The organism is cyanobacterium endosymbiont of Rhopalodia gibberula, assembly GCF_003574135.1.
Taxonomy (GTDB): domain Bacteria; phylum Cyanobacteriota; class Cyanobacteriia; order Cyanobacteriales; family Microcystaceae; genus Rippkaea.
In genome coordinates this window covers 242,533-267,530 of record NZ_AP018341.1, presented here as the reverse complement: position 1 = coordinate 267,530, position 24,998 = coordinate 242,533, and the positions used below count along the sequence as shown (strand labels likewise).

The 24,998-nt window shown below is 32.9% G+C and carries 20 protein-coding genes; 13 read left to right on the top strand and 7 right to left on the bottom strand.

Annotated elements, in window-relative coordinates:
• Nucleotides 1-237: 237 nt before the first annotated feature.
• From RGRSB_RS00855 to RGRSB_RS00845, 3 genes are all read right to left on the bottom strand, one after another.
• Entirely contained in the window at nucleotides 238-1,008 is a 771-nt protein-coding gene (locus RGRSB_RS00855; RefSeq protein WP_232014538.1) for a carbonic anhydrase, read from the bottom strand.
• A gap of 123 nt (nucleotides 1,009-1,131) precedes the next feature.
• Nucleotides 1,132-2,277, bottom strand: coding sequence for a hypothetical protein (locus RGRSB_RS00850; RefSeq protein ID WP_119259420.1), 1,146 nt, complete (start codon nucleotides 2,275-2,277; stop codon nucleotides 1,132-1,134).
• 146 nt (nucleotides 2,278-2,423) lie between these two features.
• Nucleotides 2,424-2,777 (bottom strand): hypothetical protein, encoded by a 354-nt coding sequence (locus RGRSB_RS00845; protein ID WP_119259419.1) that lies wholly within the window; start codon nucleotides 2,775-2,777, stop codon nucleotides 2,424-2,426.
• Nucleotides 2,778-4,135: 1,358 nt separating this feature from the next.
• On the opposite strand from RGRSB_RS00845, the gene RGRSB_RS00840 reads away from it, so the two are divergent.
• From RGRSB_RS00840 to RGRSB_RS00800, 9 genes are all read left to right on the top strand, one after another.
• On the top strand, nucleotides 4,136-6,544 hold the full coding sequence (locus RGRSB_RS00840) for a GH116 family glycosyl hydrolase (protein ID WP_119259418.1): 2,409 nt from the start codon (nucleotides 4,136-4,138) through the stop codon (nucleotides 6,542-6,544).
• 829 nt (nucleotides 6,545-7,373) lie between these two features.
• Nucleotides 7,374-7,898 (top strand): DUF4168 domain-containing protein, encoded by a 525-nt coding sequence (locus tag RGRSB_RS00835; RefSeq protein WP_119259417.1) that lies wholly within the window; start codon nucleotides 7,374-7,376, stop codon nucleotides 7,896-7,898.
• Between the two features lie 609 nt (nucleotides 7,899-8,507).
• On the top strand, nucleotides 8,508-8,594 hold the full coding sequence (locus tag RGRSB_RS11010; protein WP_119259416.1) for a glycogen/starch/alpha-glucan phosphorylase: 87 nt from the start codon (nucleotides 8,508-8,510) through the stop codon (nucleotides 8,592-8,594).
• A 324-nt stretch (nucleotides 8,595-8,918) separates the two neighbouring features.
• Nucleotides 8,919-9,116, top strand: a complete 198-nt coding sequence (locus RGRSB_RS00825) for a glycogen/starch/alpha-glucan phosphorylase (RefSeq protein ID WP_172582004.1) — start codon at nucleotides 8,919-8,921, stop codon at nucleotides 9,114-9,116.
• Between the two features lie 95 nt (nucleotides 9,117-9,211).
• Complete coding sequence (locus tag RGRSB_RS11005; RefSeq protein ID WP_119260896.1) at nucleotides 9,212-9,457, top strand: glycogen/starch/alpha-glucan phosphorylase; 246 nt, start codon at nucleotides 9,212-9,214, stop codon at nucleotides 9,455-9,457.
• Nucleotides 9,458-9,987: 530 nt separating this feature from the next.
• On the top strand, nucleotides 9,988-10,476 hold the full coding sequence (locus tag RGRSB_RS00815; protein ID WP_119259414.1) for a DUF4168 domain-containing protein: 489 nt from the start codon (nucleotides 9,988-9,990) through the stop codon (nucleotides 10,474-10,476).
• Nucleotides 10,477-11,529: 1,053 nt separating this feature from the next.
• Entirely contained in the window at nucleotides 11,530-11,619 is a 90-nt protein-coding gene (petN, locus tag RGRSB_RS00810; protein WP_119259413.1) for a cytochrome b6-f complex subunit PetN, read from the top strand.
• A 349-nt stretch (nucleotides 11,620-11,968) separates the two neighbouring features.
• Nucleotides 11,969-12,979 carry a tryptophan--tRNA ligase gene (trpS, locus tag RGRSB_RS00805; protein ID WP_119259412.1) on the top strand — a complete coding sequence of 337 codons (1,011 nt, stop codon included), beginning with the start codon at nucleotides 11,969-11,971 and terminating at the stop codon, nucleotides 12,977-12,979.
• Nucleotides 12,980-13,019: 40 nt separating this feature from the next.
• Nucleotides 13,020-13,931: a methylenetetrahydrofolate reductase gene (locus RGRSB_RS00800; protein WP_119259411.1), complete on the top strand. Its 912-nt coding sequence runs from the start codon at nucleotides 13,020-13,022 to the stop codon at nucleotides 13,929-13,931.
• A gap of 705 nt (nucleotides 13,932-14,636) precedes the next feature.
• Here the strand turns inward: RGRSB_RS00800 and tyrS are convergent.
• Both tyrS and RGRSB_RS00790 read right to left on the bottom strand, forming a co-directional pair.
• Nucleotides 14,637-15,860, bottom strand: a complete 1,224-nt coding sequence (gene tyrS, locus RGRSB_RS00795; RefSeq protein WP_119259410.1) for a tyrosine--tRNA ligase — start codon at nucleotides 15,858-15,860, stop codon at nucleotides 14,637-14,639.
• Nucleotides 15,861-15,998: 138 nt separating this feature from the next.
• Nucleotides 15,999-17,408, bottom strand: a complete 1,410-nt coding sequence (locus RGRSB_RS00790; RefSeq protein ID WP_119259409.1) for a hypothetical protein — start codon at nucleotides 17,406-17,408, stop codon at nucleotides 15,999-16,001.
• 1,129 nt (nucleotides 17,409-18,537) lie between these two features.
• On the opposite strand from RGRSB_RS00790, the gene RGRSB_RS00785 reads away from it, so the two are divergent.
• The gene (locus RGRSB_RS00785; protein WP_119259408.1) at nucleotides 18,538-18,795 is read left to right on the top strand and encodes a pentapeptide repeat-containing protein; all 258 of its coding nucleotides are present in this window, start codon (nucleotides 18,538-18,540) and stop codon (nucleotides 18,793-18,795) included.
• 40 nt (nucleotides 18,796-18,835) lie between these two features.
• On the top strand, nucleotides 18,836-19,432 hold the full coding sequence (locus tag RGRSB_RS00780) for an L-threonylcarbamoyladenylate synthase (protein WP_119259407.1): 597 nt from the start codon (nucleotides 18,836-18,838) through the stop codon (nucleotides 19,430-19,432).
• Between the two features lie 1,710 nt (nucleotides 19,433-21,142).
• On the opposite strand, the gene RGRSB_RS00775 is transcribed toward RGRSB_RS00780, so the two are convergent.
• Nucleotides 21,143-21,631, bottom strand: coding sequence for a GNAT family N-acetyltransferase (locus tag RGRSB_RS00775; RefSeq protein ID WP_119259406.1), 489 nt, complete (start codon nucleotides 21,629-21,631; stop codon nucleotides 21,143-21,145).
• A gap of 308 nt (nucleotides 21,632-21,939) precedes the next feature.
• Here RGRSB_RS00775 and RGRSB_RS00770 point away from each other — a divergent pair, with 308 nt between their 5' ends.
• On the top strand, nucleotides 21,940-22,626 hold the full coding sequence (locus tag RGRSB_RS00770; protein WP_119259405.1) for a C40 family peptidase: 687 nt from the start codon (nucleotides 21,940-21,942) through the stop codon (nucleotides 22,624-22,626).
• 106 nt (nucleotides 22,627-22,732) lie between these two features.
• On the opposite strand, the gene RGRSB_RS00765 is transcribed toward RGRSB_RS00770, so the two are convergent.
• Nucleotides 22,733-24,136, bottom strand: coding sequence for an amidase (locus RGRSB_RS00765; RefSeq protein WP_119259404.1), 1,404 nt, complete (start codon nucleotides 24,134-24,136; stop codon nucleotides 22,733-22,735).
• 261 nt (nucleotides 24,137-24,397) lie between these two features.
• On the opposite strand from RGRSB_RS00765, the gene petC reads away from it, so the two are divergent.
• Nucleotides 24,398-24,940 carry a cytochrome b6-f complex iron-sulfur subunit gene (petC, locus tag RGRSB_RS00760; protein ID WP_119259403.1) on the top strand — a complete coding sequence of 181 codons (543 nt, stop codon included), beginning with the start codon at nucleotides 24,398-24,400 and terminating at the stop codon, nucleotides 24,938-24,940.
• Nucleotides 24,941-24,998: the final 58 nt, after the last annotated feature.

Here is a 24,998-nt window from a genome sequence, read left to right as displayed (position 1 = left end):
AATGCTGATTACAATGCCAACGTCGATCCAAGCCCCCTGAATTGTTCATTGATAGAAAACGTCAGTTCGACGTTTAATAATAGGAATAGGAAGTTGAGAAAAAATAATTGTATCCTGACTATATTTTCTTCTAATGCCATTCTTACAATGTTTAGCTTCACCCATGATTTAGGTCTAAAACTTACCAGTCTCAATCATAATTCGTCTGGGGACTTTGGAGAATTTGTTTAATCGGTTTTAGAGAGAGGTCAGAATAAAACGACGATTAATCGGTTGAACTGGGCGAGCATTTGAGGAAAAAATTTGTTTAAATCGTTGAATTTGTCTAAGAGAAACTTCCAACGGTTCTCGAAATACTATCCAATAAACAATCTCAGAACAAGGAGGAGTAGTCAGAGAACCGAAATATCGGTAGCTATCAAAGCTAGTCGGTAACAGTTTATTTAAGGAAATATAACGATCAGAAATTAATTTTTCAGCACTTTTTCTGGATGGAATATTATCCCAAATTAACTGAAGAGTTTGATGTTCTTGTCCTTGTTTAAGAGAAACTCCTAAAACAGCAAGGGAACCCTGTTGATTTCGATGAACCAGATGGATTTCCATCGGGTAGTTTTTTCCATTGACAGTATGTTCACTAGGATGATGGAAATGAAATTGTAAAAGCTCAAATTTTTGATCATCAACAATAATGAAATTCCCTGGTACACTATTAACCTGAATGGTATGACCATTGTTGATAATGCGCAGGGGAATTTCTTTATAAAAAATTTCTACATGTCCAATATGAGATTTAATAGGGGATTGTAAGTCAATAGGTGATTGTTGTTTTCCAGTTTTACAAACTCGGTATTCTTCGGAAATATCTCCCCATTGTTCAGGATTCTGATAATCCCATTCACTATGATTTTCTTTGCCAATAGCTGCTAATAATGAAGGAAAACTCAAGCTAAAGCTTGTACCTGCTAATCCCACGGGAATTGATTTGAGAAAAGAGCGTCTATCCATAATTTCAGTTGGTCTATCGGGACTATTGGGTCCAATTATAGCGTTAATCACCTGATTAGTTAATTTTCAGAACAGTTCCTAACCAAAGATTAATGGTTTCAACGTTGAAGTTGACAATTACTACTAATTTCGTTTAGACAAAAAAGAGGGTAAGTCAATCTTAGCTTTATCATGAGGTTTATTACAATCGATGTCAAAACTAAAAGTAACAGGAGGCTGTACTGCTAATTCTTGAGATGTTGGAGTAACCATTTTGTGAGAGTGCACATCATGCTTAGCAACAGTTTTGGGATCAAAATTAGCTGATATCAACTCCGTACTTTTTTGATTGAGTATTTCCTCCGTGTCAGTTTTTATATGTTTCACGGCTTCAGGTATTTTTGGGGCTAAGGAGAACGAATCTTGAAGAGGTAGATCCGAATGTCCCAAAGACGATAAGGGTTCAGACTTTTCTAGGAGTTTAGAGGTATCAGTTGGCTTAAGAGGAGCCCTCGATTGTACGTTAGCTAAAATCGACCCTGACGCTTTTTGTGCTGTGAGTTGTTCTGACCAGGTTTTAATGGAATTTATCTTAGGATTAAAAGTGTTAGTTGAACTGAAAGAGTTTATCGAGGGCTGAACTTGTTTTTTAGTAGACTTACTCAAGCATTCATCTAAAGCCGCCTTATACTGTAGGGTATATCGTTGTTGTCGTTGCAACCTAGTTTGTAATTCTTCAATCTGTTTTTGACTATGCTCTAGTCGATCAGCTTTTTCTCGATAACGTTGTTTAAGTAGGGTGCATTGATGTTCTACATGAGTCAATTGAGATTGAGTTGTTACCAACTTTTCTTGAAGGATGTTTAACTCCTGTTGTTGTTGTTGCAACTGTTTTTGAGCAGTTTCAAATTGTGCTTTTATAGCATCGACTTGGGCAGTTTTCTGGGTAATAAGGAAATCGTTTCGATGCGCTTGTTGCCCTTTTTCTTGTGACTGTTGTTGAGATTCAGCTAGAGATTGTTCTAATTTTACGATGCTCTCAAGTAGTTCCCGATTTTGCTCCCGTAGTTTTCGGGCTAGGTTGAACCAATCCCGACTGGTAGCTTGGTCGTTATCAGAAGTGACTGAAATTTCCGCAGATGTAGAGGGAGGAGGTTCATTGACCACGATTGGGGTTGTAATCGGGCAAACTTTGGGGTTAATAGTATCGGTCTGATTCAGGGAGTCCGAAGTATGCTTTAGATCTAAATTATTATCTAAGGGTATCTGAGGAGGATTAAAGTTATTCATAGGAACGACAATATGAGCTGGCTCTGAATATATAGATAGATGGTCTAGAGTCAGATTTGGTTTCCTTAATTCACTTGGTTAATCCTTGGCTTGTAAAGTTTTCAGAAAATTAATAGTTCATCTCAAATATATTCTGGTATTGAACTTTAAGGACTCGAATGATTATGGTTTTTGTAATTATCGTGATTGTGAGGTTTGAACTTAATTTCCACAGACCCCAATTGTGACCGTCCTAAATTTAAGAGGGACATCGTTTCGACTCCAAAAGCTGCTATTCCCATAGAAACTGCTCCAGCGGCAACGGTTCCCATAGCCACTGCCCCAAATGAAATTACCCCCATGGGGACAATCCCAATAGCAATAATACCCATGGGAGCGATGCCAATCGAAATATAGCCCGTCGGGGTAATACCAATGGAGATTAGGGCTGTTTTTTGTTGATTACAAAAGCCTGTGGGTTGAACAGAAACGAGCTTTTTTTCTTCGACTGTTGAATCCATAGGTAACGTTAGATAGTTAAATGTATTAGCGAGATTTATCTTACAAATAATCTCTAATATTCGTCAAAAGACAATGTGTCAAACTTTAATAAATGATTAGGTCATTAAGTAATATAGATTTGATTTTAGACTTTATTAAGTTAATAAAAAATAAAAAATTCAAGTTGCTATTTATTTTTATTTATACGTTTTTTGCGCTGATATTAAAAATTTAGTTCTCGACAGATATCTTCGTTAAGATTATTTAGTTACTTATATATTATCATGTACTTCTTTTATACTAAAAAAGTTAATAGGTTATCTATTTTTTTACAAAAAATAGAATATTCATGCTAAATATATTCTTGTATTTGCAGATTTTTAGAAATTTTAATATTTTTCATATTGAGTAAATATTGTGATTATAATAGTTTTATTTCTATAACAAAAAATATTATTTACTTATTTATTGGTTCTTGTAAAGAAAGTAAAAGGATTGAAATCATAAAATTTAGTATTTTTTTGTTCAAATAAGATAACCAGCATATTTGAGTGGTAATTGTAATCTACTCCTAATAAATTATTAAACTCAAAAAATATTATATAAATCTGAATTAACTATAGATTTATATACTGCCAAATCTTTGCTTGTATATTTTATATTGCCTATTTATTAAATTGATAAGACTAACTGATTTAATTTTCATATCAAAAATAACAAAGTATCTTTCTATTTATTTTAAGAATTTAAATACTTCGCTTTTTTATAAAAAAACAATAAAATTATATTTTTTACAAAATTATTTAATAGTAAAAAATCTCATTATTGATGTATAAATCATTATTTTTATCCAGATTTTCCACACGTAGGATTTACAAAAATTACCCCTCTGATATCATTTTGCTATAGTCAGATAAGTTGTTCAATCGTTGTTGATTGCTCGAATTGCTTTTAGATCATTCTAAATATTTAAGGAATAGAAAGCAAAATGGGCGCACTCTTGGTGAATATTCCATTTATTAAGAAAAAATATCTTTGATTATTAGAGTATTTTCCGCAATTAGAAAAATATTGTTTATTATAAGAAAATTAAAGACAAGTTTAGTCATTTTGTATAATGTATAAAAGTTTAGCAATCTATACGTTACAATAGTCACTATAAGCTGTTTGTCATATTATATGACTAGTTGAAACTGCTTTAGGAGGAGGAACCTTTAGAACTTTGGACAAAAGGATCTAACCTTTATCTCACATTTTTCCTGTTAATTAACAAGCATCTTTGGATTTATTGTCTAGTTTGTCTTTGACTATAGATGTTGAAATTTATAGCCGACTAATAGTATTAATAACATAACTGTAACAGGTTAAGATAAACTTCATGAAAACACCATTTTCTTTTCCCACGATTCCTCTTTGCACTTGGAAACGTCCCATCGGTAAAGGATGGGATAATCCCTATACGGCACGAAGAGCTAGTAATTTAGACGATGGACCAAATCATGGGATGCCTCTCGGTGGGTTCGGAGCTGGTTGCATTGGACGTTCTCCCCACGGTGACTTCAACCTTTGGCATTTTGATGGGGGTGAACATACATTCGGCAGTATTCCTGCCTGTCAGTTTAGCGTCTTTGAACAATCTGAAGGGGAAAATTCTCAAGCTTATGCTCTGTGTACCCAACCGCCTGAAAATGGAACTTTATCAACTTGGAATTGGTATCCTACGGAAAAAGGAACTTATCACGCTCTTTATCCTCGCAGTTGGTATGAATACCAAGGTGTATTTCAAAGTAAACTAGTCTGTGAGCAATTTTCCCCAATTATTCCAAATAATTATCAGGAAACAAGCTATCCCTTAGCTATCTTTGAATGGACTGCCCACAATCCCACGAATAAGCCTATTACTCTCAGTATTATGGTAACGTGGCAAAATATTGTGGGATGGTTTACCAATGCCATTAAATCTCCTGAAATTACCGTTAGAGACGATGGTAGCCCTGAATATAAATATCAACCCCGATGGGGACAGAGTACGGGAAATTTTAATCAATGGGTGCGAGATAACTTTGGTGTTGGGTTTATTCTCAACCACATTCAACTCCAGACTCAAGTACAAGAAGGGGAAGGACAAATTTGCATTGCTAGTATGACTAATCCCAGTATCGAAGTTTTTTATCTGGGAAAATGGAATCCCAAAGGAGATGGTTCAGAAGTTTGGGATAATTTCGCTATAAATGGATCGTTACCAAATACCGAAGATGAAACTCCAGCCGAACCTGGAGAACAACTTGCTGCAGCCATGACCATTCGGTTTACTATTCGTCCTGGGAAGACTAAGAAAATTCCCTTCGTTTTAGCCTGGGATTTTCCTGTCACAGAATTTGCTCAAGGAGTAGAATATTATCGTCGCTACACTGACTTTTTTAATCGTAATGGTAAGAACGGTTGGGCAATAGTTAAAACAGCTTTAAAAAATTTTGGTGTTTGGCATAAAAGGATAGAAGAATGGCAGTCTTCTATCATTGAAAGAGACGATTTACCTGACTGGTTTAAAATGGCTTTATTGAATGAATTGTATTTACTCACTGATGGAGGAACTTTATGGACAGCCGCCTCAGAAAATGATCCTATTGGACAATTTGGCGTGCTCGAATGTCTAGACTATCGTTGGTATGAAAGTCTAGATGTTCGACTATATGGTTCCTTTGGGTTAATGATGCTTTGGCCAAGAATAGAAAAGTCAGTTTTAGAAGCATTTGCTAGAGCAATTTCAACCTATGATGAAACCATTAGAACTATTGGATATAACCAAGTAAAAGCAATTAGAAAAGCCAAAGGGGCAACCCCTCATGACTTAGGCGCCCCCAATGAACATCCCTGGGAAAAAACTAATTATACTAGCTATCAAGATTGTAATTTATGGAAAGATTTAGGCAGTGATTTTGTTCTGCAAGTGTATCGAGATTACTTATTAACACCAGGTAAAGATAAAGAGTTTTTAGGAAAATGTTGGCCGGCGATTGCAGAAACTTTAACTTATTTGAAAACCTTTGATTTAGATAATGATGGTATACCCGAAAATTCCGGTGCACCTGATCAAACTTTTGATGATTGGCAATTACAAGGAATAAGTGCCTATTGTGGCGGATTATGGATAGCAGCCCTGGAAGCAGCTATTAAAATCGGCGAAATTATCCTAAACAATCCTCCAATCAATTTAGAATTCGAACTAAAACTAGTCAGTGATCATATAAAAAGTTACAATCACTGGTTAAAACAATCTCGGTTGATTTATCACAAGACTTTATGGAATGGAGAATACTATCAACTCGATAGTAAAAGTGGTTCTAATGTGGTGATGGCAGATCAATTGTGTGGTCAATTTTATGCCCGTTTATTAGGGTTGCCTGATATAGTTGAAGAGCAATATATCCAGTCAACCTTAAACAAAATTTATGATGCTTGTTTTTTGAAGTTTCAAGAAGGGAAATATGGGGCAGCAAATGGTATGAAGCCTGATGGAATTCCCGAAGATCCTAATTCGACCCATCCTCAAGAAGTTTGGATAGGAATTAACTTTGGTTTGGCGGCATTTCTCGTACAAATGGGACGCAGAGACGAGGCGTTGAAGTTAACTGAAGTAGTGATTAAACAAATATATGAAAATGGCTTACAATTTCGTACTCCTGAAGCGATAACGGCTGTTGGAACTTTTCGTGTATGTCATTATCTACGGGCAATGGCTATTTGGGGAATTTATGGAGTATTAACTAATTTTAGTTCTTTATAATCCTTTTCTCAGATAGATAGTACTACCCTTTTATTTAAAAGGTAGTAGAATAATTAAATTCTATTAGTTATGCAAAACTTTTAAGTTTGATAAGAAATATATTTATTACTGTCAACCAAGGTCTTTTAAGCTCCAATTCTAAAAAATAAAGTTATTTTTTAGAATTGGAGCTTAAAAGATTCTTAAATTTTCTATATATCCATTAATAAATTTTTTTATAAAAAAAGTAATTTCATATTATTAATTAAATGATAGAAGATTAATCTATACTTTTTAATATTTAGTCAAAATGTTACTGTAGAAACTAAGAGAAACTTGAGATTATTTCGATAAGAATACCTTTAATAGGTATTAAACTCAATGCTTGATTTCGTGTAGACAATCAAGAATCTTTTTCAGAAAAAGTAAATTGACGGCTAAACCATAAATTTATATAATAAGTGGATTACAGATATTAATTAAGTTTAATTAGTCTAACATTGTCTCATATTAAAATATAAAATATTCATTAAATTAGCTTGAATGAATTTAGTATGAAACTATTCTAGTATGGTACTAATGCAATCTAGGTAACATATATTTAACTAAGTTATGATAAATAATTTATTTGATTTATAACAGGGGTAGTTATTTACGTAAGAGAGGATTTATTCATTCAGATAAAGCTAAAAAAAGATAAATTTTTTTTGACATTCCTACATATATTTTTTTTTGAACCAAGAGTTGTTAAAATTGATAGAACTCTTTACATTACCAATGAATAGAGGACAAAAGGACTATCTAAAATTTACAGATAGCCACAGATTTATATGTCTAAGGAAATCATACAATGTTTCAAAAACTGCTTTTAGGAAAGTTTATCGGAGTGTTACCTTTATTATTGGGAGTGAGAGGACTGCCAACTTGGAGTCAAACAGGGGACTATGTATTAGGAAGTGCATTTAAACAGATAACTCAGGGACATACCATAGCTCAGATTTCTAAAAATCTCACGGTAAAAGACTTAGAAAAATTTGCTCTAACTATCAAAAAACAACGGAGTTTAGCCCAAGAAACTACACAAAAAATGCTTAAAGTACTTGAAAGTGAAGGATTAAGCAGACAACGTTTTCGAGAAATTGCTCAAGGAAAGAGCAACACAGGAGTGCCTATAGAGAACTTCTCAAATGAAGATCTTGAAAAATTTGAGAATGTTTTTCCTGAAGTAAAAAAAATTGCCCAAGAAGATCTACTCAAACAAAGGGAATTAGTCAAATCTCAAGGATTTACCATCCGGGAGTTTAATGAGATTGCCACTAAAGTTCAAAACAATCCTTCCCTACAACGAGAAGTTCTCAAACTGATAAAAAATTAAGTCTGATTTGAGTTTACCGATATTTTATTGGCATACTATACCATTATTATTTTTTATTTGACTGGAAAGTATGTCAGTATATTTATCAATAACGCAGATTTTCAATTATTAATTCAGAAGAAATTATTCAATAACCTAACCTAAATTTCTCTCTTTTTAACTTCAATAAAGATTTTAAGATTTCTTCAAGACTATTTTAGGGACGACTCACTTTAAACTTAGAATCATATATCGTCTAATAAAAAAGGTAACAAAAGACTGATGAATATATCTTCATTGAGAGAATTTGCCACGGAAGATAATTTTTTTGGATTAAAAATAGAAACTCTTCGACGAGCGATCTTCGATAATATTTTCTACATTTAGGAAAAGTTTTCGACTATTGCTACAACAGATTATGTCTAAATTGCATTAGCTTATACTTTCGGTGATTATTTTTCTCAACGTTAGCTTATATACGATACAAACTAATCTAAATAGATATTAAAGTTGCCTGCTACTTATCAGTATAATTCTTAATTATTCCAAATTTAAGTAACAATTTAATTAACCTAGATATTGAAAATCTACTAAGTAGCAGAAGAATCAGGACTAAATATTCAATAGTTAATGGATTCCGAGAAAAAACTCGGATCGGGAAATGGAAAATTGGGAAGATTAGCTGCCTGTTATATAGACTCTTTATCGAGTTTATAAATTTTAGCTATTAGTTATATAATTAGCTCCAAATTTGAAATTTTTAGCCAAGAAATTCATAATAGTTGAGAAGTTAAAATTACTGAATAAATGACTACAAAATGGTAATCTCTGGAAAGTAGTCTATCTTGAAACTTCAGTCACCGTTAATTTTAGAAGTTATACGAAACCTTATACTAAGAAGTGTGGAGCTTACCAAGTTCATCGGGTTCCTGACTATATAGTTAAAGGAATTCCTTACTACTCCCTGTTTTGGGATACAAAGTTAACACTGCCAACACCCTACGGTAATAGAAAGCAGGAAGGAGATCATCCAAAATATTTTTGGTTATAGCCAACCATTTTCTATTACCTGAAGCCTTAGAAAAATATTCCTTAAGTATTTTTAGTCGGTTATTTCCTGGACTTATAGAAATTATCTGCGAAATTAATCAACAATTTTTCGAGCATGTCCACATTGGATTTTTAGGTAATACCGAAAAATTTATCAACGTTACTAACGGGGTCACTCTTTATAGTTAGATAGTTCAAAGTCACCCTAGACTACCACAGTTAGTTTAAAAAATTGGAAGATTTGAATCAAATATCTCGATAAAGTATAAAAATCAGAAAAGTTTATAGATGATCCGTCTTTTCGTCTTCAATGGCGTGCATTCAAGCGAGTCGTTAAGCGCATTTATAAATACAAACGCCAACATTTAAATATCTTACACATCATTACCTTTTATAACTGTCTAAAGCAAAAGCATGATTTCAATTTAAATATTGCTTCTTATATTTTTATTTTTGGTGATAAACCTACTTCAGAATATTTCATAGCTAAGCGGATTATTAAATTAATTATATCAGTATCAGCTTGGTGAATAACGCTCTTAATGTTAGTGATTATCTAAAAGTTGTGTTCTTTCCTAACTATAAGGTCACCCTAGTATAGTGGGTCTACCCAGCAGCTAATTTATTCGGACAAATTTCTACTGTCGCCGAGCAAGACGTATCAGGAAGAAGTAATGTGAAATTTTTTTTAATGGTGCGTTAACCATTGGGATTTTGGATGGTAATAATATAGAAATTTAAGAAGGAGCCGCAGAGAAAATATAGCTGATATCTTTATCAATTGCTTTCAAACAACGGTGTCTTAAAATAGACTAAAATACGAACTAGAGACATATTAAAGAAATCTTAGCGATACAGTTTCATTAAGACCTAAATCTAGAAATCAACTATACTATTGGAGATCACAACCTCGAAAAAGTTGGATACCTAGTTATTATAGGTCGACAATACAATTAATCACAAGCTAATGACTTGCAATTTTTAGGATGACTGTGTTAACGTTTTAGAAAAACTGAGATTTTTATACATTTATCAACAATCCATAAAGTGAATTTATCTAATGCTTAAACTAATTCTAGCCGGAGGAATTACAGGAGTTTTGTGCTTATCTATATCCTTACCTGTCCATAGTCAAATTGAAGCTAGAACTACCCAGTTTTTTGAAGCCGATCATTCAGAAATTAGCCCCTTAGAACTGAGACAATTTGCTCAGATTCTACAACAATTTCAAGAAATTGACTATAGAACCCAACGAAAAATGGCAATGACAATCAAAAAAGGTGGACTAAGTTACGAACGATTTATGGAAATTGGACAAAGTCAAAATAACTATAACTATGCAACTGGACTTCAGGCTTCATCAGAGGAACTAGAGAAATTCCAGAAGACCATAAGTGAAGTAGAAGAGATTGTCGTCAATACGGAACAAAAAAAAGAGCGTGTGATCCAGTCTCAAGGATTAGAAATAAAGCGTTTTCGGCAGATTGAGACCATCATATCCCAAGATCGTAAGTTACAAAAAAAAGTACAGCAGATGGTGGGTAATTAAATCTTGCTGAGTTAACAATATTTTTCGTGTATTTAGGAGAAATTGATGAGTGCACCTCATTTGTGTACGGCGAATACCTGAAAAAATTAGTTCTTTAACTATTAACTAGATAAGCTTAAATAAGGCTAAAATAGAAATATACTCAAAAAAAGCAATTTTTAGATATTAGCTTATCTGAAAGTTTAGCTAACATAATTAGAAGAGCAAGAACTGTAGGATTTAACTTGTAACCCCAAAATTTTTTCCAGGACAAGAAAAAAAGTAAAGATATCATATTTAAATTAAAGGGAATCTAAATTTAGAGTCATTAAAAATTGAATAAACTTATGAGAAAATATAGAAAAAAACAGTGATTATTTTTATAAAAATAATCACTGTTTTTTTCTATATAAGTAGGGACAATCAATCTTCATTAGAGTAAAAATACCAGGATTTCGTTATACTCTATTAACATAGTTCAGTTAATTTATCAGAAATTTTAAACTGTTTTATTTCTTGGCTATAGAAATTATAAAATGCTCATAATTTTTAATTTAATTAGTGCTAAAAATTTAGTTAAAAGTGTAATTAATAAATAAAAAAAAGCTAAATTAAGGTAAAAATAAGTGATCTTAAAAAAAGAATACTCTTGACAGCTAACAAACTTAATTAGACTGAGTTATCAATTAAATTTACAGACATTTCTACAATAACCAGTCTTCAAGTTAACCCAAAAGCCATAACTTCCTAATCGTCTTGATAACAATTGTTATCGAGGCAAATAATGTAATAGTAAGTAATAACAGACGAAAATACACTTAATAAAGTGATTGCCGATTCTAAATCCCACTGTTAAAAATTTTAAGGGTCTAATTTGATCGAAGAGTAATTAATCGTCCTGGCTGTCGGATAATTTCCGTAAAAGTGATGAACTTTAAACTACCTGTCTTGAGCTATTTAAGACATTCTAAGTCCGATACTTGTTACTCCATGGTCTTCCATAACTTAACCTAATAGAAGTATTATGGAGTCTATAATTTTGAACAAGTACATTAGTCACAGACATAAACAACTATGGATATTTTAGCTCTCGGTTGGGTTGGTACTTTAGCCTTATTTACTTGGTCTCTAGCAATGGTTGTATGGGGTCGCAATGGGTTCTAAACAGTGTAGAGCCTACCCTTAATATACCTTTTTGTCCGTCCTAGGGTTGCTGATCCTAGTCAAGTGGCGATCCTACTACCTAACTAACGTAGAGTTGCATAATCGCCACCGTCGAGACCGAGATAAAAAACAGGGTGATAGATCGCTAAATTAGGGGAACGAGAATTTTTTCCCCTAATCTTCTAACCAAAAAGTAATCTTCTTTGGTTTGTATACCTTTTATCTTTGACAATTAAGGCATTTAAATGATAGGGATAGATTTTCTATTTAAGAATGTAGGCATGCCTTCGAGTTGTCGATAATTACTATGATAAAAGATAAGCCATAATCGTTAACAGTGCAATTAAGAATGGGCAAACAACGAGTATTATCAGGGGTTCAACCCACAGGAAATCTACATTTAGGTAACTATTTAGGAGCAATTAGCAATTGGGTACAGATTCAGCAAAATTACGATAATTTCTTCTGTGTAGTAGACCTACACGCCATTACGATTCCCCACGACCCTCAAACTTTAGCTCAGAATACCTATACGATTGCCGCTCTTTACCTAGCCTGTGGTATTGATTTGGAGCACGCGACTATCTTTGTTCAGTCCCATGTAACAGCTCATAGTGAACTGGCTTGGCTACTAAACTGTATTACTCCTCTAAATTGGCTAGAACGGATGGTACAGTTCAAGGAAAAAGCGCTTAAACAAGGAGAGAACGTTAGTGTTGGCTTACTGGGCTATCCCGTATTGATGGCTGCCGACATTCTTCTGTACGATGCTGATTGTGTTCCTGTAGGGGAAGATCAAAAACAGCATTTAGAATTAACCCGCGATATCGCTATCCGTTTAAATGATCAATTTGCAACTCCTGAAAACCCTGTGGTTAAAGTCCCTGAACCTTTAATAAGAACTGAAGGTGCGAGGATTATGAGTCTAACCGATGGTACACGCAAAATGTCTAAATCTGATATCTCGGATATGAGTAGAATAAATCTATTAGATTCTCCTGAATTAATCAATAAAAAGATTAAACGCTGTAAAACTGACCCTATTCGAGGTTTAGAATTTGATAATCTAGAACGTCCTGAATGTAATAACTTATTAAAATTATACGGTTTATTATCAGGAAAAACGAAAGAACAAGTAATTTTTGAATGTCAAGGGATGGGGTGGGGAAATTTTAAACCTCTACTAAGTGAAACAACGGTAGAAGCTCTCAAACCTATTCAGGTAAAATATAAAGAAATCATGGATAATAAAGACTATTTAGAATCGGTTTTAAAAAAGGGAAAAGAAAAAGCTGAAGCCGTTGCAAACCAAACTTTAGAACGAGTTAAAGTAGTTTTGGGATATTTAACCTCCTTTTAAAAACTACCTAAAAATCTTTATTCTATCCGTCATTATTCTCATGATCAGTCGTTTTCGACAAGCTGTTCAAAATAAAGAATTTCTAATTACTGCAGAAGTGACTCCTCCCAAAGGAGGAAATCCTGTCCGTATGGTGGAGATGGCCCAAAAACTTAAAGGGAGAGTTCATGGCGTTAATGTAACTGATGGGAGTAGAGCTGTCTTGCGAATGTCTTCCATTGCAGCTTCAGCCTTGTTGTTACAATATGGGGTGGAACCTATTTGTCAGATGGCTTGCCGTGATCGTAATGTAATTGGACTACAAGCTGATTTAATGGGAGCTTATGCTCTAGGATTGCGCAATGTTCTGGCATTAACTGGTGATCCAGTTAATGCAGGCGATCACAAAAAAGCAAAAGCAGTATTTGAATTAGAATCTGTTCGGCTACTCAAAATGATTGATAATCTTAATCGTGGGGTTGATTTTAATTATCAATCTCTTCCCGATGATCCTCTAGATTTATTTGCTGGAGCAGCAGTTGATCCTCAATGCCCCAGTTGGTCTGGTTTACAACGAAGATTCGAACGAAAATTAGCAGCAGGGGCGCAATTTTTTCAGAGTCAATTAATTACAGACTTTGAGCAATTAGATAAGTTTATGCAACAAATAGCTGCAGGGACGGGTAAACCAATTTTGGCGGGAATTTTTCTTTTGAAATCAGCTAAAAATGCTAATTTTATTAATCGTAATGTTCCTGGAGTAAAAATTCCTGAAACAACTATCCAAAGGTTGGCTAATGCGGATGACGCTTTGCAAGAAGGAGTTAAAATTGCTGCCGAACAAGTGCAACTGGCCAGGGAATTATGTCAAGGAGTTCATGTTATGGCTGTTAAACGCGAAGATTTGATTCCTAAGATTTTAAATTTAGCAGGAGTTTCTCCAATTTCTTTGGAACAAGCCGTTATTAATTAACTTAACGGAAATTTAGAAGAAAGAATGAATATCTAAAATTTTACCCAAAATTTATGTTATTTTCTAAATTGTTATACATCTCGAACAATTTATGTAAGTTCTTATTTTAGCGAACTACAAAATTGTTAATTTTGTAGGCAGAAAGTGTATGTTAAGTAGATAAGTGTGAGTAAATATAAAATCAAATTTTATATTAATTAGTACAGATTGATTTATAGAATTGAAACAATTAAAAGATTTTCATTTGCCATCATCTAAATTTACATATTTTTTCAATTTTTGATTAAATACTTCTTCTGCCACAGAATCTTTACTGAATGACGCCACTTTAGGTACTAAACTAGAAATATTAAAGTAGAAAATACTGTAGCCCAAGAGCAACTTAACCTGTATAGTTCAGTTCACTTTTTATTAATTAACTATTAAGATCTCTTATCTCTAGTTAAAGTAGAGTATCAATAGATAGAAAATTATATGAAAGGTCTTAGTTATTTTAGTTAGGATGTTGTTTCTGTATGACTATTTATTAGTATACTTGATTTATAGGCTATATCCTAACTTTTTTTAAAAAAATACTCAATGATCTCTAAACTTATTTGTGGGAACTTATTTGTATCAAGAAACAATAAAAACAAGTAAAAGAGGAGAGAGTTTGAGAATAAAGAAGGATGAAGGAGCTATGAAGACAGAACTTACGTCAATCGTTCAAACTAACCTAACGAATTTTTTCTTCCCCACTTGTAATACTTTTCCTTGGAGTTCTTTTACAGTTTCAAAACTTAAGTTAACATCAGTAACACGCTCACCATCTAAACGCACTGCGCCCCCTTGAAGTTGTCGTCTTCCTTCTCCACTACTGCTACATAATCCACTGGCATTTAAAATATAAAATAGTTTGGCAGGAAATTCTATTCCAGAGAGGTCATATTCGGCTACTATATCTCTCGAGGTTCCACTCCTTTTTTTTACTAACTCTTCAGCGGTTTTTTTTGCAGTTAAAGCAGCTTCTCTTCCATGGAATTGAGAAACAATTTCAATCCCTAATTGTTTTTGACAGTCTCTCGGATTTTCCGATAAATCATCTAAGGGTAATTTAGTTAATAACTCAAAATAACTTCTAATCAAAGTATCTGGAGTCTTTTCTAACTTTGAATACATCGACAATGCATTTTCTTTTAACCCAACATAATTATTGAGGGATTTAGACATTTTCCGATAGCCATCTGTCCCAATCAAGATAGGTAATAATAAACCAAACTGAGGAGTTTTTCCAAAGTGTCTTTGTAAGTCTCTTCCTACAGCAATATTGAATTTTTGATCCGTCCCCCCCAATTCTATATCTGCATCTATCATCACTGAATCATAACCCTGCATTAAGGGGTACAGAAATTCATGAAGAAAAATAGGATTTTCTTGTTTAAATCTTTCTGCAAATCCTTCTTTAGCTAACATTTGTCCAACGGTCATTGTGGCTAATAATTCTTGAACTTTATCTAAATTTAATTCTTTTAACCATTCAGAATTATAGCGAATCTCTAATCGTCCTGGAGTCTCGAAATCAAGGATAGGAGACAATTGTTCTAAATAGTTTTTCGCATTTTCCTGAACCTGTTCGGGCGTTAATTGTTTTCTAACTTCTGATCTTCCTGTCGGGTCACCAATTTGTGCAGTGAAATCTCCTATGATGACTACGGCAGTATGGCCTGCATCCTGAAACGCTCTTAACTTTCGAAAAGGAATACTATGTCCTAGGTGAATGTTCGAATCTGTGGGGTCAATTCCTAACTTGACCCTGAGGGGATGATTGCATTTTCTTAGATAATTTTCAAGGTTTTCTTCAAAGTTATCTGAATTGGGTTGATGGGGGAAGATTTCATGAGTTCCTCGATACAACCAAGCTAAGCTTTCAGAAGGAATAACTGGAGACATCTGCAATTAAAAGTTACTAAAACTTCACCCTATATGATAACTGATCATTAATTCACTAGGGTTAAAAATTACCTTTATAATTAACAATTTAAAGTAAATAATCGAATATTTTTAAGTTAGAAAATCGTTAATTAACGACTAGCGATTAAAAACATGATTTATAAAATGAGGAATAGCAAACAATTGATTACCTAAAACTTCTCCAATGGTAACAGCGTCTTCTGAAGGAATCATCCCTGATTCATATTGTAAAATTAATAAGACATTCCATCCGATTAAAAATAAAGTCACCCCTACTCCAATTAGTCGTGATCTCTTATAGGATAAATTATCCCAAAAAGCTGCTAATCCCCAAACAAAAATTAAACTACAATTTATAAACATTCTTCCTCCAAAACTTGAGCCTTGCCACCAACACCACCAAGAAGAAACTAAATAAACTTGTAATCCAAAAGCTAGTAAAAAACTTGTTACTAATATTGGTAATTTTTTATAAACTAAAATCAAGCCAATGATACTTAACAATAATACAGGATGCCAAAAAAATAACCCGCGATGTCCCGAAAATAAAACATTACTGATTTGGGGTTTAATCCAGTTAAAACTGGACTCATATCCTTCTGCTCCCCCCTCTTCTAGATAAGGGATTTTAAAAAAACTACTATACTGCCATTGATAGATAAACATTTGGGGAAGCTGCATTAAACATGTTACCAATCCTATGACAACTAATGAAGTAATATCTGGGAATTTAATCATCCCTTTCCAGGGAAAATTTCTACTAATTTGGTTAGCTTTAATGACTCTATTAATTATATTCCAGATAATCATAGTGATAGGAACAATAGCAAACAAAATATTTTGAAGACGAACAAATGTCCCTAATCCCAAAACTAGTCCTAGTAAAATTTGTTGACGGCGTTGTTTTACCCAAGCTGTAGAAATACAAATATAGAGAAAGACAGAAATTAAAAATTGAGAAACAGCATGAGACATAGAAACTTCTAGAGTAAGGTAAAAACTCAAAGGAGAGGCAAACCAAATTCCTGCTACACCTAAGACAGAAGCGGTCTGACTAAAAAATAATCGAGCGGCTTTATAGCAAGCAATTAATCCCAAAATGCCTAATGTAATACTGCCCAAACAATAGAATAATTCATAACTCCAAGTCAGTCCATTCGGTTCAATTTCTAACCCCAAAGTATTTGCAATTAAGGTTGCAAGATGTCCGAGGGCAAAAAAGGGTGATAGCATCAATCCTAAACCCAAGGTATATTTACTATATTGTGGGATAGCTTTATCTACGCGAGCAACCCCACTAAAATTAGACTTAGAATAAGATAAATACTCATATTCATCATAAATTTGAAGATCACCGTCAAAAATCAAGGAACGTAGAGGTGTATAATACCCTATCCCGTCTCCGTATACCCCAAACCCTATTAAAGTGAAATTAAATAAGAAAATTACTAGAGTAATGACGACTCCTACCCAAAATAATTTTTTTACCCAATCTTTTCCTAGATTTTGATCGGTCCAGTTAATCATCTTGACATCCTAGCTGAATTGTTCTGTCATTCAGTTATAGATAATACCTGGTGATGTACACGGTTTTGTAGTTTTTACGAATATAAACTAGGTGAGGTTGTCATGAGGAAAAGATAGTTCTCTTTAGATATTTCATGTAAAACGAATCTTTAAAGAGAAGGAAATAAAGAATATATTTTAACTTTCAGTTTTTTTGACAATATTAATAGTCAGTCTACTTTCCTCTTTTAATAAAGTAAGAATTATTTATATCAGTTTTTTTGAGTATAGTTCCACTTTTTAGATATACTCATATGAGTTTTATTTCTTACTAAATTAACTTTGTTATATTATCAATAGTTCGATAGGTCATATACTATATTGTCTTCTACATTTTTTATCTATAAACTATTTTAATATCAAGGTTGTTTAGTTAATATCTGGCTTTCGATTGGTATTTTTATTCTTTATAATCACTAACAATTGGACGTTAACTTTCAAACAAAAAGAAATCAAAGATAAATTATCAACAAATTAAGTTAGTTTTTCTGATTAGTTATTCATAGAGAAACTAATTTATTCATCTTTAATCCCCATTTCCTCACTGTCTGAATACAGACTTAATTTTTTTTTCGTATTTTAATTCTCATTTCCTATCAATTAGGATTTATCCTAATTGATGCAGCTAGTTCATTGATTATTTTAAGTCAATACCTAATCCACTATGATAGTTCTGTAAACTGGTGTTATTATTTAATTAGTTTCTTTATGTATTAATGAAATGAGTAGAATACTCTTACAGAGTGTTGAGATTACAAAGAAGTGTATCCTTTAACAGGATTAACCAGTTTTATCAAGATTTAGCATTTATTTGGTATTTTCCTTCGGAAAAATAATAAACAGTTAATGGCTAGAACAGTAGCTGGACTCCGAGAATCTAATTACGCTTTTAAGCAGCATAAGTCTCGTCAATTTGATAGACATTTTTCTAAACATGCTAATTTTACTATCGTAAAGTAAAAAAAACCTTATACTCATCCCCATAATTATTATCCACAAAACTCCTATGTTCATAGTCATGAAAATTACAGCAGCACATTATTGTACTTTACTTTAGTTCTTTCAATACTTCTATTATCGTGACTTAATAATGGTTAATTTACAAGGTGTTGATATAAAAAAAAAGGATTTATTAAGACATAAATTAATCCATGCCAATTTAAACTACGTAGACTTAAATGATATTTTTTTACGTAAAGTAAATTTAAAACAAGTTAATTTAATTAGGATAGATTTATTAGGAGTAAATTTACTAGGTTTAAAAGCAGAAATAAAAAATTACGTTATGGTAAAGTTAACAAGGACTATTTTACATAGAGCAATTCTACTTAATAGGGGAGTTCTTTAAAAGAATTTAAACAAATTTATAGTAATTACTTTTAAAAAAAATGCCTAAAGTTTGTCAATCTCAATTAATTAAAGTCGCAAAAACTGGTCAAGTGGTAAGTTTTCCTACAGATACTGTTCCTGCTCTGGGGGTCTTACCTAAAAGTGCTTTCCTGATATTTTCTCTTAAAAAACGCTCTCCCGACAAACCCTTAATTTTAATGGGAGCATATCCTGAAGATCTTTGGCAATACGTTAAAGGAACTCTTCAAGAATTGGATATTTGGCAACAAACAGCTCAACGTTATTGGCCTGGAGCATTAACGTTAGTTTTACCTGCTTCGCCCCTGGTTCCAACAACAATAAATCCTACTAATTCAGGTACTATTGGTCTTCGTATTCCCAACCATAAAATTGCCCAAGCAATCTTAGCAAAAACAGGATGTTTAGCTACTACTAGTTCTAATTTATCAGGACATCCTCCATTAGAAACTATGAGAGCGATTGCGGCAACTTTTCTTGATGTTTATACCCTAGATGATAGTGACTTAACTTCTGAAGAAAAATATGTAAGTGGAATTCCCTCAACTGTTGCAAAATGGACAAAAAAAGGGTGGATTATCTTACGTCAAGGAAATGTCTTTATTAAAGACAAATAAATTTTCAAATAGCTTAAACAGATCTTAGTTTTGATAAACTAATTATGTAATAATTTAATATATAAAGACACATTAATATTATTAATGGGCTTGTTAAAAGCTATAATTACTATGTATAGCAAGTAAATTTTTTAAATTAAGTTTGGTTTAATTTAATTTAAAAAATTTATTGTTATTGATTAATAGCTTGATTGTTCTTAAAAATATACTAAACATTAACTTATATTTGTAATTGATCAAGCACTGGAAAATTTTGCCTGAATGATGAATTAACTATAAGAGATTTGCCTTGAGTAGAAGAAACCATCTATCTCAAGAGAGTTTGTTATCATAGATTTAATTAATATGAAAGCAAATTTAAAATTAAATTACTATTAAAAAATAACTTTTTAGGGAAAATTTAAAATAAAAATTATTAAAGATATCTTTAATAGTTAAATTTAAATTATGTCCATAATAAATGGAGTAAGTGAACAAGAAATAAAAACAATATTCAAATAATAAGTTAAAAATTTATACTAAAAAATTTTAGAAATTGAAATAATTTATAATCAATAAAATTGCTATTATTGAAATATAAAAAAGTTATTTTCTAATGTAAGTCTATTTAGATAGAGAAGTGATCATAAGCATTATAAAGATAACAATTCTAAAAATAATAGTAAAATAATTATAGAATAAGGACAAGAATTTTTAATCAGAATTGAAAAGTTTAAAACAATAAATTGATACTTAATTAAAAACTTTAAATTAGAAGATAAATAATTTGTAAAAAATAAAACTGGGTATATAAAATGTTTATATTTTATATACCCAGTTTTATTAAAAAAGAAATTTTTAATAATTTTTTAAAAAACCTAAGACTGAGTATTAAGACTATTAAAATCAGCTAATGTATATCAAAAAGATTATTTTTTATACAAAAAAATTTTAATTCAGGTAATAATTTCGATTTAACAGCCTACTTTTAGAGAAAATAGCAGGAGTGTTAAAAATAAAAATAAGTTAACTAGAAGGATAATTTATAAACTTACAAAATATCTAATTTTTTAGATATAAAATATTTACTTGGTATTTTAGTGGTAAATTTTACATTATTGTCATAACTGCGATTATTTTCGATGATTGCTGTGTCTATTCTTTTAAATATAATCAAATATTTTTCGGAAATTAATTTTATTTTTCTCTTTTTAAGTTATTAGATAATAATCTACTATAATAATTTCTTTTTCTTTTTATAAGAATAATTTTAAATATTTAAAATTTTTTTATACTCCAATTTATTTATCTTTTACTCATCATGTAAAACTACAGTACCTTTCTTTATAACAAAATTTATCTAGATTTTTTCTAATTATATTCTGTTACAGTTCCATTTAATTGGCAATATCTTTAACTTGCCATTTTTGGGTTTGAACATAAAACTTATGTTTTTATTCTTATTCTAAAGAAAATTTTTTGATTGCAAGCTAACCTTGGTAGTGCTTGCTCATCCAATTCTGTTAACTAAATTTGTAGGCAATTTGCTATTTAGTAATTGCGATTTCTTAACTGCTTTCCTACTCTATATTCATTTAATATTACCTACTCAGTAGTTAATGAACAATATTTATTACAAGCACTTGTTATCATAGTCAATATGTGAATTTTTGTTGTAAAATGAGGAATACTAAAAGTAAGAAACCCCTGTCTTAAAGGTTTTGGAAAAAATTACCCAAATACCTGTTCCGATTCCTTCAGCATATATTCAAAAGATTCTCCACTCAGAGGCAGAGAATTAATTTCATAGGTGTTTTGTAATACCATAGTAGTTGACTGATTTTCTTGAAAGCCAATGCGTTCATAAAACTTTCGTTGGTAAGTCGTCATTAAATAAACTCGTTCAACCCGACACATTAATGGGTGACTTAAGGCTGTTTCTACTAACTTGCGTCCTAAACCTAATCCTTGGTATTCTGGGCAAACGAGAACATCCCAGATAGTTCCTCGATAAATTCCATCAGATATCCCCCGACAAAAACCAATCATTCTGGTTGTATCCCAAACAGTAACGATTGGATTACTGTTTGCAAGTGCAATCCTTAAGTCTTCAAGAGTTCTTTCTCTTGCCCAAAATGCTACCTCATTGAATAATGCTTGAAGTTGTATAAGATCAACTTCAGCTTTGTCGACAGAAAACTTAATGTGGCGACAATCCATCTTGAATAATTCCTAACAGGTATTTGGAGATTAATTTGAAGTAAAAAGTCATAGACATGCTTAGAATGTACTTAACTCTTTTTTGATACACACAATAAATCGTAGCGAATTTTTTTAAAAAATAAGCTATTTATTGTTTTCATCTCTTGACATAAGTAGTCTGTGGATAAATACATGGCTTTGTGTTAAAAAGTCTTATTTAAAAAACTAAAATTTTTACCATTGCCCGTTGCTTTGCTTTACCTTCAACTTGAATGATGTCTAATTTATTTTTTAAATAAATTGCCCTTTGTTATTGGTCTAAAATTATGACTTTTCTTAACTCTCTACTTCCTTCAGTTTGCGGTGAATATTGTAATCATATTCCTTTAAATTTATTTAATTCTTCTCAATGCCAAGAATTAGCGACTCAAGCAGCTACTGGAAGAAATTTTACCGTTTTATTGAATACTGCCACTGAGAAAGCTGTCCAAGTTTGTCTAAAGGAAGACGACTATTTAGCATGGCTACCTCTCACTCAACTATCAGCATTAAAACCTGTGAGTAAACCTTATAATCCTATCATTTTTAACCGTAATGACATTTCACCTCGTTTAGGAAAAGTTATTGCCTTTACAAAGGCGGCTATGGAACAACCTAATTATTATTTATGGGGGGGAACTATTGGGCCAAATTATGATTGTTCAGGATTAATACAAAGAGCTTTTGCGGTATCAGGAATCTGGCTACCAAGAGATTCTCATGAACAAGAAGTTTTTACCCAAAGAATTGAGAAAGAAGACCTTTTAGCTGGAGATTTAATTTTTTTTGGGCAAAGGCAAGTCAACCATGTTGCTCTTTATCTAGGAGATGGAAACTATATTCACAGTTCTGGTAAAGAAACAGGCAGAAATGGTATTGCGATAGATTCTTTTTCAGAACAAGGTGATGAAATCAGCCAAGCATATTATAATAATTTCTGGAGTTGTGGGCGCGTTATGAAAAGTTATAGTTAATTTTTTAAAAACTCAATCCCTTTTATACAAAAACTCATACAAAAAGAACGTTTACCTTGGTGAACCAAGTTGCTAGTTAGTAGGCAAATTGGATGGATCGTTAAGATTATAATTGGTTCATTTTAAATGAAAGACGATCAGTCATTTGTTCTAACTGTGCTGCCACCCGAATTAATGTTAATTCGTCAGCAGGTTTTCCAATTAATTGAACCCCCACTGGTAACCCTTTTTCATCTTGTCCCATCGATAAAGTAATCCCCGGTAAACCACTCGCATTACAAGGAGGACAAGGAGCAATCCATTTAATAATATTCTCTACGACTTCTTCTGGAGATAAATTAGCCCATTCTCCTACTTTAATCGGTTGTTGTAGATAAACAGGTAGAACCAACAAATCAAAGCGATCAAAAAAAGCAACAATTTGCCGTGAAATAATTTGCATTTGATGAACTGCCTGTAAATATTTACCTGTCATTTTTGCCTGTTCTCCTAACCACTGGTTAATAGGACTTAATACTTTTAAAGGAACCCCAGCCGCTAAAATTCCTGCTTGCCAAATTTGCTTAAAAGGATTGATTAGTTCCTGAAAATCAGGACAGTCAGGTTCCACCTCATGTCCCATTTCTGCTAATAATTTAGCTGTCTTATAAACTGCTTCTTTGATAACTATTTCAGGTTCAGGAAACGGGTAGATTTGAGTGGAAAAGGCAATTTTAAGAGGAATTGAAGATTGACGAGTAGCCTCTAAAAAAGAAATTTCAGGGGATACTAACCAATAAGGATCTCCTGTAACATAGCCGGCCATCACGTCCAATAACGCTGCTGCATCAGCCACTGTTCGCCCTAATGGTCCGTGGGTTGAGATCCCACTTTGAAAGTCTCCTACGGGAGCATTAGATATCCGACCTCTAGAAGGCTTAATCCCTACCAACCCACAACAAGCAGCTGGGATACGAATCGATCCTCCTCCATCCGATCCTTGTGCAATGGGGCATAATCCTGCTGCTACAGCAGCAGCCGCTCCACCACTCGATCCTCCTGCTACATAATCTCTATGCCAAGGGTTACGAGTTGGAGGAAACCCTGGAGGTTCTGTATAGGGAAAAGAACCTAATTGAGAAGTCGCTGTTTTACCTAGGACAATAAATCCTGCCTTTTTGATTCGCGTTACTACTGTATCATCATAATTTGCGACGTTATCTCTAAAGACGGAAATTCCATAGCTTAAAGGCATTTGTGCAACGGCGTTAAGATCTTTAATCGCTGTAGGAACTCCAAAAAAAGGAGGAAGAGCATTAATATCTGAAGTCTGGGCCAATTGTTCCGTTTTAGCTTTAGCATCGGACATAGCCATGTCCCCTGCTATAGCGAAAAAACTGCCTAATTGGGAATCATATTGTTGAATCCGATTAAGGTAAACTTGGGTTAATTCTAAAGGAGAAATTTGACGATCACGAATTAATTTTGCTAATTCTAAAGCAGGGGTAAAAGCTAAATCAAGAGAATTCATTGTATTGGTCTTAATTACTTGACGGCCAAACTTACTAATTTTTCTGAGCAAATTTCTGCCATAATTTAAAACGGACCTGTAATCTGTTTTCAGAGCAAGAATACAACTGCATGGCTTGATGATGCAACTTGAGTTTTTTGTGAAAGTGTCCTCAATTTGACTCAAGGTTGTTATTATACCCTTTCTAAGCAGCACAGACGAGTAACTCCTGATTCTTAGTGATCAGAAGTATCAGCAAACGTAGACAAATAACAATTGGTTATGACTCAAGTATCTGGTTCGTCCGATGTCCCCGATATGGGACGTCGCCAATTCATGAATTTATTGACCTTCGGAACGATTACCGGCATAGCAGCTGGGGCATTATATCCGGTGGTTAAATATTTCATTCCTTCTTCTAGTGGTGGGGCTAGTGGTGGTGTAACGGCTAAAGATGCTCTTGGTAATGATGTTATTGCCAGCGAATTTTTAGCGACTCACAATCCAGGTGATCACGTTCTAACCCAAGGGTTAAAGGGCGATCCTACTTATATCGTAGTTGAGGGAGATAAAACTCTAAGTGATTATGGAATTAATGCTGTTTGCACCCATTTAGGTTGTGTTGTTCCTTGGAACACTAGCGAAGAAAAATTTATCTGTCCATGTCATGGCTCCCAATATGATGCCCAGGGAAAGGTCACGCGCGGACCTGCTCCTCAATCATTAATGTTGGCTCATGTCAATGTTGATGACAACGACAAAGTAGTTTTTAGCACTTGGACAGAAACGGATTTTCGAACTGATGAAAACCCCTGGTGGGTATAATTCGGTCAATTGTCTCGATCCTTGGTAATGTTAACATTTAAGATTTGAGTGGTTTGAC